11 protein-coding genes are annotated in these 6,866 nt (G+C 70.3%); 1 reads left to right on the forward strand and 10 read right to left on the reverse strand.

Annotation, left to right across the window (positions count from 1 at the left end):
• From I59_RS18830 to rplS, 7 genes are all read right to left on the reverse strand, one after another.
• A partial coding sequence (locus I59_RS18830; RefSeq protein ID WP_022902319.1) for a magnesium chelatase domain-containing protein occupies window positions 1-600 on the reverse strand: 600 nt, incomplete at its 3' end.
• Complete coding sequence (locus tag I59_RS01225; RefSeq protein WP_022902320.1) at window positions 597-959, reverse strand: YraN family protein; 363 nt, start codon at window positions 957-959, stop codon at window positions 597-599. The genes I59_RS18830 and I59_RS01225, both read right to left, overlap by 4 nt.
• A gap of 149 nt (window positions 960-1,108) precedes the next feature.
• Window positions 1,109-1,459, reverse strand: a complete 351-nt coding sequence (locus tag I59_RS01230) for an Lsr2 family protein (protein ID WP_022902321.1) — start codon at window positions 1,457-1,459, stop codon at window positions 1,109-1,111.
• Between the two features lie 92 nt (window positions 1,460-1,551).
• Window positions 1,552-1,875, reverse strand: coding sequence for a DUF2469 family protein (locus I59_RS01235; RefSeq protein ID WP_022902322.1), 324 nt, complete (start codon window positions 1,873-1,875; stop codon window positions 1,552-1,554).
• 102 nt (window positions 1,876-1,977) lie between these two features.
• Entirely contained in the window at window positions 1,978-2,682 is a 705-nt protein-coding gene (locus I59_RS01240) for a ribonuclease HII (protein WP_022902323.1), read from the reverse strand.
• Window positions 2,679-3,422 carry a signal peptidase I gene (gene lepB / locus I59_RS01245; protein ID WP_022902324.1) on the reverse strand — a complete coding sequence of 248 codons (744 nt, stop codon included), beginning with the start codon at window positions 3,420-3,422 and terminating at the stop codon, window positions 2,679-2,681. Before lepB ends, I59_RS01240 begins: the two co-directional genes overlap by 4 nt.
• A 201-nt stretch (window positions 3,423-3,623) precedes the next feature.
• Window positions 3,624-3,980, reverse strand: a complete 357-nt coding sequence (rplS, locus tag I59_RS01250; RefSeq protein WP_022902325.1) for a 50S ribosomal protein L19 — start codon at window positions 3,978-3,980, stop codon at window positions 3,624-3,626.
• A gap of 178 nt (window positions 3,981-4,158) precedes the next feature.
• Here rplS and map point away from each other — a divergent pair, with 178 nt between their 5' ends.
• Window positions 4,159-4,950, forward strand: coding sequence for a type I methionyl aminopeptidase (gene map, locus I59_RS01255; protein WP_022902326.1), 792 nt, complete (start codon window positions 4,159-4,161; stop codon window positions 4,948-4,950).
• 323 nt (window positions 4,951-5,273) lie between these two features.
• On the opposite strand, the gene trmD is transcribed toward map, so the two are convergent.
• The 3 genes from trmD to I59_RS01270 are packed head-to-tail and all read right to left on the reverse strand — an operon-like array spanning window position 5,274 to window position 6,796.
• A complete protein-coding gene (trmD, locus tag I59_RS01260; RefSeq protein WP_022902327.1) occupies window positions 5,274-5,978 on the reverse strand; it encodes a tRNA (guanosine(37)-N1)-methyltransferase TrmD in 705 nt (234 codons plus the stop codon).
• A 4-nt stretch (window positions 5,979-5,982) separates the two neighbouring features.
• Window positions 5,983-6,540 carry a ribosome maturation factor RimM gene (rimM, locus tag I59_RS01265; protein WP_022902328.1) on the reverse strand — a complete coding sequence of 186 codons (558 nt, stop codon included), beginning with the start codon at window positions 6,538-6,540 and terminating at the stop codon, window positions 5,983-5,985.
• A gap of 19 nt (window positions 6,541-6,559) precedes the next feature.
• A complete protein-coding gene (locus I59_RS01270) occupies window positions 6,560-6,796 on the reverse strand; it encodes an RNA-binding protein (RefSeq protein WP_022902329.1) in 237 nt (78 codons plus the stop codon).
• Window positions 6,797-6,866 lie beyond the last annotated feature (70 nt).

The raw sequence follows: 6,866 nt of genomic DNA on the forward strand, positions 1-6,866 counted from the left end.
CACTTCGGCCAGCTCCGGCTCCGGCCGATCAGCTGGGTCGAGCGGCCCCACCGCGACCCGGACCGGCTCGACCTCGACCGGCGGGAGCGTCGCACCGGCATCGATCGCGGCCGCCCGCAACGAGTCGACGCCCGCGACCGCGATGCCCTGCACGATCCGGGCCTCGTCGAGATTGCCCGCGGGGACCACCACACGCTCCGCGCCCGCGTCCCGCGCCGCGAGCAGCATCGGGATGATCCCGACCACGGGACGGGTCCGGCCGTCGAGGCCGAGCTCGCCGACGTAGACGGTGCGTGCCGACGTGCGCGGGGCGGCGCCGGCCCCGGCGAGCACCGCCATCGCGATCGCGAGGTCGAACCCGGACCCGCGCTTCGGGACGGCTGCGGGCGTGAGGTTGACGGTGATGCGGCGGGCTGGCAACGGGCAACCCGCGTTCGCCGCAGCCGATCGCACCCGCTCACGGGCTTCGCCGAGTGAGGTGTCCGGGAGCCCGATGATCCGGAACGCCGGCAGCTGGCTGGTCAGGTGCGCCTCGACCTCGACCAGGCGCCCGGTCACCCCGAGCAGCGCCACGGCCGACGCTCGTCCGATGTCGGTCACAGCGCACCCACCACGAGCTCGACCGCACTGCGCGGACCGTCGACGTGCACGGCGACGGCGTCGATCCGGACCGCTCGAGCGGAGACGTCCGGGTGGTCATCGAACCACGCCGGGACGAGCCGGCGGAGTCGGGTCAGCTTCGTCGCGGTGATCGACTCGAACGGGTGCCCGGTCGCGGCACCCGCGCGGGTCTTCACCTCGACGAAGACGAGCGTGTCCCCGTCCCACGCCACGATGTCGACCTCGCCGCGAGCACACCGCCAGTTCCGTTCGACGATCCGGTATCCCCGTTGCCGGAGCCAGTCCGCCGCGAGGGATTCCCCGTGGACGCCGAGTCGTGCCGTTGTTCCGTGTTCCATGTCCGCCTCCGCGGAACAGGTTCACGCACCACCGGATCGGTCCGATGGACACGATCGAGAGCTGTGGAGGACCACTTCAGCCATGGCCGTTGTGCAGGAATGACGAAAGGGACCCGGACGAGATCGTCCGGGTCCCTTTCGGCAGGGGATCAGTGCGCGGCGGCGTAGGCCTCCTGCACCTGCGTGGAGATGCGCCCGCGGCTCGACACCTCGTAGCCGTTGTCCTTCGCCCATTCGCGGATCTTCGCGAGTTCCTCGGAGTTGCCGCGCTTCGGTGCCGGCTTCGACGCGGTCGCGCCGCCGGACCGACGTCCGCTCACCTTGCGCGCGGCGGCGACGTAGTCGGAGATCGCTTCACGGAACTTGTCGACGTTGTCGTTCGAGAGGTCGATCTCGTACGTCGAACCGTCGAACGCGAACTCGACCGTGCGGCCTTCGCCCGCGGTGATGGGCGAATCGTCGAGGTCGTCGACGAGCTGGACGGTGACCTTCTGTGCCATTGCGACTCCTTGATCGGGGAAAGTCTTTCCCGATCACGGTATCCGAAAGGAATGCACTCCGTCACTTCCGCGCCGGTGATTCCCGGAAATGGTCACTCGTCGAGCGCGAGTTCCTTCGGCAATTCGAGTTCCCGCGTGGTCAGTTCTTCCACGTTCACGTCCTTGAACGTGAGGACTCGAACAGATTTCACGAACCGGTCGGAACGGTAGACGTCCCACACCCAGACATCGGTCATCGACAATTCGAAGTAGAAATCATGCTCGGTGTCCCGGCGGACGAGCTCGACCTCGTTCGCCAGGTAGAAACGTCGCTCGGTCTCGACCACGTAGCGGAACTGCGACACGACGTCGCGGTACTCGCGGTACAGGGCAAGTTCGACCTCGCGGTCGTAGTCGTCGAATTCGTCGTCATCCATCGCGTCCCACAGTCTACGGCGACCACGACGGCCCGTCCCACCCCGACGCCGCGACGCGCGAGCGGCGCCCCACCCCGACGCCGCGACGCGCGCGCCTCGGCCTCAGCCGACCGCGCCGAGTCCCTCGAACCCGTCCAGCGCCACGCTCGACGCCTGGTGCAACCACGACGTGCGGTGGAGCGCGTGCGCACCGGCGCTCCGGATGCCGTCGTAGTGCGCGGTCGAGCCGTAGCCCTTGTTCGATGCCCACGCGTAGTGCGGAGCGTCCTCGTGCGCGGCGACCATGAGCGCATCTCGGGCGACCTTCGCCACCACGGACGCCGCAGCGACCGAGGCGCAGTCCCGGTCCGCCTTCACCCTGACGACGACGTCCAGCGGGTCGACACCGGCCAGGAGCGCCGTCGGCACCGCGCGGCTGAGCCAGTCGAAGGACCCGTCGAGCACCACCACGGCGCCGTCGAGCGAGACACCGCCCGCCACCAGCCGCGCGAGTGCTGCGGCTCCCGCCTGTCCGAGCGCCGGCACGATGCCCTGCCGGTCGACGACCTCGGCTGACGCCATGCCCACCGCGGTCGGCGCCCAGCGCTGCACGACCGGCACCAGGGCGTCCCGGCGCGACGCGGAGAGCAGCTTGGAGTCGGCGAGGCCCTGCGGCACCCGACCGACGTCGACCGTGACCGCGGCGACGCCGACCGCCACCGGTCCCGCGATCGCGCCACGGCCCACCTCGTCCATCCCGATGACGGTCACGCGGCCGGAGCCGAGCAGCCGCTTCTCGACCCGGAGCGAGGGGCGGACCGCGGTCACCGGTCCCGCTCCTCCACGCCGGCGAACACGTCCGGGTAGTCGTTCAGCCAGGTCCACCGGCTGGTGGGCCAGGAGATCACGAACGCGCGGCCGGTGACGTCGGACAGCGGCACGAAGCCCTTCGAGGGCGTGTCACCGTTGTACCGGGAGTCCTTCGAGTCGTTGCGGTTGTCGCCCATCACCCAGATGGTGCCCTTCGGCACGGTCACGGAGAAGTCGGTCGCGGAAGCCGGGGCCCCCGCTGGCAGCTTGAGGTACGGCTCCTTGATCGGAACGCCGTTGACGGACATCTGCCCGAGGTCGTTGCAGCACGACACGGTGTCGCCGGGGAGTCCGATGACCCGCTTGATCAGGTGGTCGTCGCTGTCACCGGTCCCGAGGCCGATCTGCGTGAGCACCCAGTCGGCGGCCTTGCCGACCGGGGTCGTCGGCGCGACCTTCGGGACGTCCGACCCGGTCAACCAGCCGCCCGGGTCCTTGAACACCACGACGTCACCGCGCTTGAGCGACACGACGTCCGGAACGAGTTCGTTCACGATGACACGGTCGTTGATCTGCAGCGTGTTCTCCATCGACGCCGACGGGATGTAGAACGACCGGATCAGGAAGGTCTTGACGAGGAACGACACGAGCAGCGCCGCGACGAAGATGATGAGGAGATCACGGAGGAAGGTGAGGACACCGTTCCGCTTCTTCCCCGAGCGCGGCCGGAGCCCCGGTTCCTTGGTCGTGTCCGTCATTTCCACTCTCGATCGTGCAGGCTCCCCCGGCGGACTGCGGCCCTCCACCCGGTCATGCCGGCAGGTGCCGACACCTGGTGGAGCCGACACCGGGAGACCCGAGGACGCCGGGAAAAGGAAGAGCCCTCGTCCACGCACAACCGTACATGGACGAGGGCCCGTCAGCGGCGTCCGGCTCGCGGCCACCCACTGTGAAGGCGATCAGGCGTCGCGCTTCTCCTTGATCTTGCGACGGGCGGCCTTGCCGCGCAGCTCGCGCAGGTAGTAGAGCTTCGCGCGACGGACGTCACCGCGGGTGACGATCTCGATGTGGTCGATGATCGGCGAGTGCACCGGGAACCAGCGCTCGACGCCGACCTGGAAGCTCACCTTGCGGACCTTGAAGGTCTCGCCGAGGCCGTGACCCTGACGCGCGATGACGACGCCCTGGAAGACCTGGATACGCGAGCGCGTGCCCTCGATGATGTTGACGTGCACCTTGATGGTGTCGCCGGGACGGAAGTCGGGGACGTCGGTGCGCAGCGATGCTGCGTCGACGTGGTCGAGGAGCTGGCTCATGATGGGTTCACTCTCTGCGGACGCGCACGGGTCGCCGCGGATCGGTTTCGGAAACGTGTGTGGTTGTGCCCGGTGTCGGCGACTCCCCCGTGGCAGAGTCCAGCCAGGGCACAGCGTCCCATCTTGCCACACCGGGAGCAGGACACAAAACGACGGACGCTCCCGGCAGGATGGACCCATGATCGAACTCCGCACGCCCGCCGAACTCGACGGGCTCCGCGCCGCCGGACGCTTCGTCGCCGACGTCCTCGACGTACTCCTCGACACGGTCGACGTCGGCGTGAACCTGCTCGAGCTCGACCGCGTCGCCGCGCGGATGATCGGCGAGCGCGGGGCGGTGAGCTGCTACGTCGACTACCACCCGTCCTTCGGGAAGAGCCCGTTCGGCAAGCACCTCTGCACCTCGGTGAACGACGCCGCGCTGCACGGCCTGCCGTACGACCGCGTGCTCGTCGACGGCGACCTGGTGAGCCTCGACTTCGCCGCGAGCCTCGACGGCTGGGTCGCCGACTCCGCCGTGACCGTGCAGGTCGGGACGCCCCGTGAGGACGACCAGCGACTCATCGCGACGGTCGAGTCCGCCCTCGCCGCCGGGATCGAGCAGTTCCGCGTCGGCAACAAGCTCGGCGACGTCTCGTACGCGATCGGCCACGTCGCCCACGACGCCGGCTACGACGTCAACACGCAGTTCGGCGGGCACGGCGTCGGCCGGACCATGCACGGCGAACCGCACGTCCCGAACGCCGGACGCCCCGGGCGCGGGCTGAAGCTGCGACCGGGACTCGTGGTCGCCATCGAACCCTGGCTCATGCAGGGCACCGACGAGCTGGTCCAGGACGAGGACGGCTGGACGCTCAAGAGCGTGGACGGCTCGCGCGCCGCGCACGTCGAGCACACGGTCGCCGTCACCGACGCGGGTCCCGAGGTCCTGACCCTGCGTCGCGCCCAGCGCGAGGTGGCGTCCGCCTGACGCGCCTCGAGCCCCGCGCACAGCGCGAGGCTGGCGCAGCCCGACCCACCCCGGGACTCGCGCGCAGCGACAGTCCTCGGGACGCCAGCCCCGAGGACTGTCGCCCTGCCCGAGACTCAGTCACGCCGGGCGGCCGGGTCGAGGACACGACCGGACGACGGCCTGGAGGCACGGTGCGGCCTGGCACCGCGCCTCCCAGGCCGACGGTGCGCAGCACCGAACCGCACCGCTGACGCCCCGAGACTCGCGGTGAGCGACACTCCTCGGGCAGCTGGGCGCGAGGAGTGTCGCGCAGCCCGAGACTCGGGCCAGCGCGAAGGCGGCTACTCGGCGCGCTCCGCGTCGGGCAGCAGGTCCGGCCGCACGCGCCGCGTGCGCTCCACCTGCTGGTCGTGCCGCCAGGCGGCGACGCGGGCGTGGTGCCCGCTGAGCAGGACGTCCGGCACGTCGATGCCACGCCAGGACGCGGGCTTCGTGTACGAGGGGTACTCGAGCAGGCCGTCCTCGTGGGACTCCTCGACGAGCGACTCGGGGTTGCCGACGACGCCGGGCACGAGCCGCCCGACCGCTTCGATCATGGCCATGGCGGCGACCTCGCCACCGTTGAGCACGTAGTCGCCCAGCGAGAGCTCCACGACCGAGCAGCGGGAGGCAGCCCACTCGAACACGCGGGCGTCGATCCCCTCGTAGCGCCCGCAGGCGAACACGAGGTGCTCCGAGGTCGCCGCGAGCGAACGGGCGATGGACTGCGTGAACGGGGTCCCGGCGGGGGTGGGCACGACGAGCGTCGACGACCCGTCCTCGCGGAGGATCGACGACAGCGCCTCTGCCCAGGGCTCGGGCTTCATGACCATGCCCGCTCCCCCGCCGTACGGGGTGTCGTCCACGGTGCGGTGTCGGTCGGTCGTCCAGTTCCGCAGGTCGTGCACGTGCAGGTCCAGCAGACCGTCGACCCGGGCCTTCCCGAGCAGTGAGACGTCGAGCACCGAGAAGAACTCGGGGAAGATCGTGACGATGTCGATGCGCACGCGCCTACCCCTGGTCGGTCGGCGTGACCGTCTCGGGGCGCGAGGTGTACTCGGGGTCCTCGAACAGCCCGGTCGACGGCGTCACCGTGATCGTGCCGGCCGCGATGTCGACGGCGGGGACGATGGCCGAGACGAACGGCACGAGCACCTCGCCGCGCTCGGGGGTGTCGATGGCGAGGAGGTCCTGCGCAGGCAGGTGGTCCACACGGGCCACGGTCCCGACCTCGGTGCCGTCGCGGAGGACGCGCAGGCCGACCAGCTGGTGGTCGTACCAGGCGTCGTCCTCGCCGGTCTCGGCGTCGGCGTCCTGCTCGACCCAGAGGATCGCCCGCGCGAGGGTCTCAGCAGCGGTGCGGTCCTCGATGCCCTCGAAGAAGGCGACGGGGTGGCCGTTGTACCAGCGGAGTTCGTCCAGCGTGATGGTCTTGCCCGACCACGGGGAGTCATCCGGGACCTGGAGCGTGAACGTCGCTCCGGACGTGAACCGACGATCCGGGTCGTCGGTGTAGAGCTCGAGCTTGATGCCGCCCTTGAGCCCGTGCGCCTTCGTGATGCGACCCACCCGGAGCTGGGTCGTCTCCCTAGGAATCGGTGTCGACCACGTCGACCCGCACCCGCTTGCCGTCGGCGAGAGCCGAGACGAGGGTGCGGAGCGCCTTTGCGGTCCGTCCGGCGCGACCGATCACGCGGCCGAGGTCCTCGGGGTGCACACGCACCTCGAGGACCTCGCCCCGCGCGGAGGTGGAACTGGCGACGCGCACGTCGTCCGGGTGATCGACGATCCCCTTGACGAGGTGCGTCAGCGCGGATTCGAGCAAGGAATTACGCCTCGGTCGTCTCGGATGCGTCGTCGGCCGGGGTCTCGGCAGCGGCCGGGGCCTCCGCCTC

This window comes from Curtobacterium sp. B8, from assembly GCF_000333315.1.
GTDB lineage: Bacteria > Actinomycetota > Actinomycetes > Actinomycetales > Microbacteriaceae > Curtobacterium > Curtobacterium luteum.

What these genes read in the sequence shown, in the direction of transcription:
- rplS (WP_022902325.1), bottom strand. Translation starts at nt 3,980, where the DNA reads ATGAGCCAGCTCCTCGACCACGTCGACGCAGCATCGCTGCGCACCGAC.
- lepB (WP_022902324.1), bottom strand. Translation starts at nt 3,422, where the DNA reads ATGACGGACACGACCAAGGAACCGGGGCTCCGGCCGCGCTCGGGGAAG.
- I59_RS01235 (WP_022902322.1), bottom strand. Translation starts at nt 1,875, where the DNA reads ATGGATGACGACGAATTCGACGACTACGACCGCGAGGTCGAACTTGCC.
- map (WP_022902326.1), top strand. Translation starts at nt 4,159, where the DNA reads ATGATCGAACTCCGCACGCCCGCCGAACTCGACGGGCTCCGCGCCGCC.
- I59_RS01230 (WP_022902321.1), bottom strand. Translation starts at nt 1,459, where the DNA reads ATGGCACAGAAGGTCACCGTCCAGCTCGTCGACGACCTCGACGATTCG.
- I59_RS01225 (WP_022902320.1), bottom strand. Translation starts at nt 959, where the DNA reads ATGGAACACGGAACAACGGCACGACTCGGCGTCCACGGGGAATCCCTC.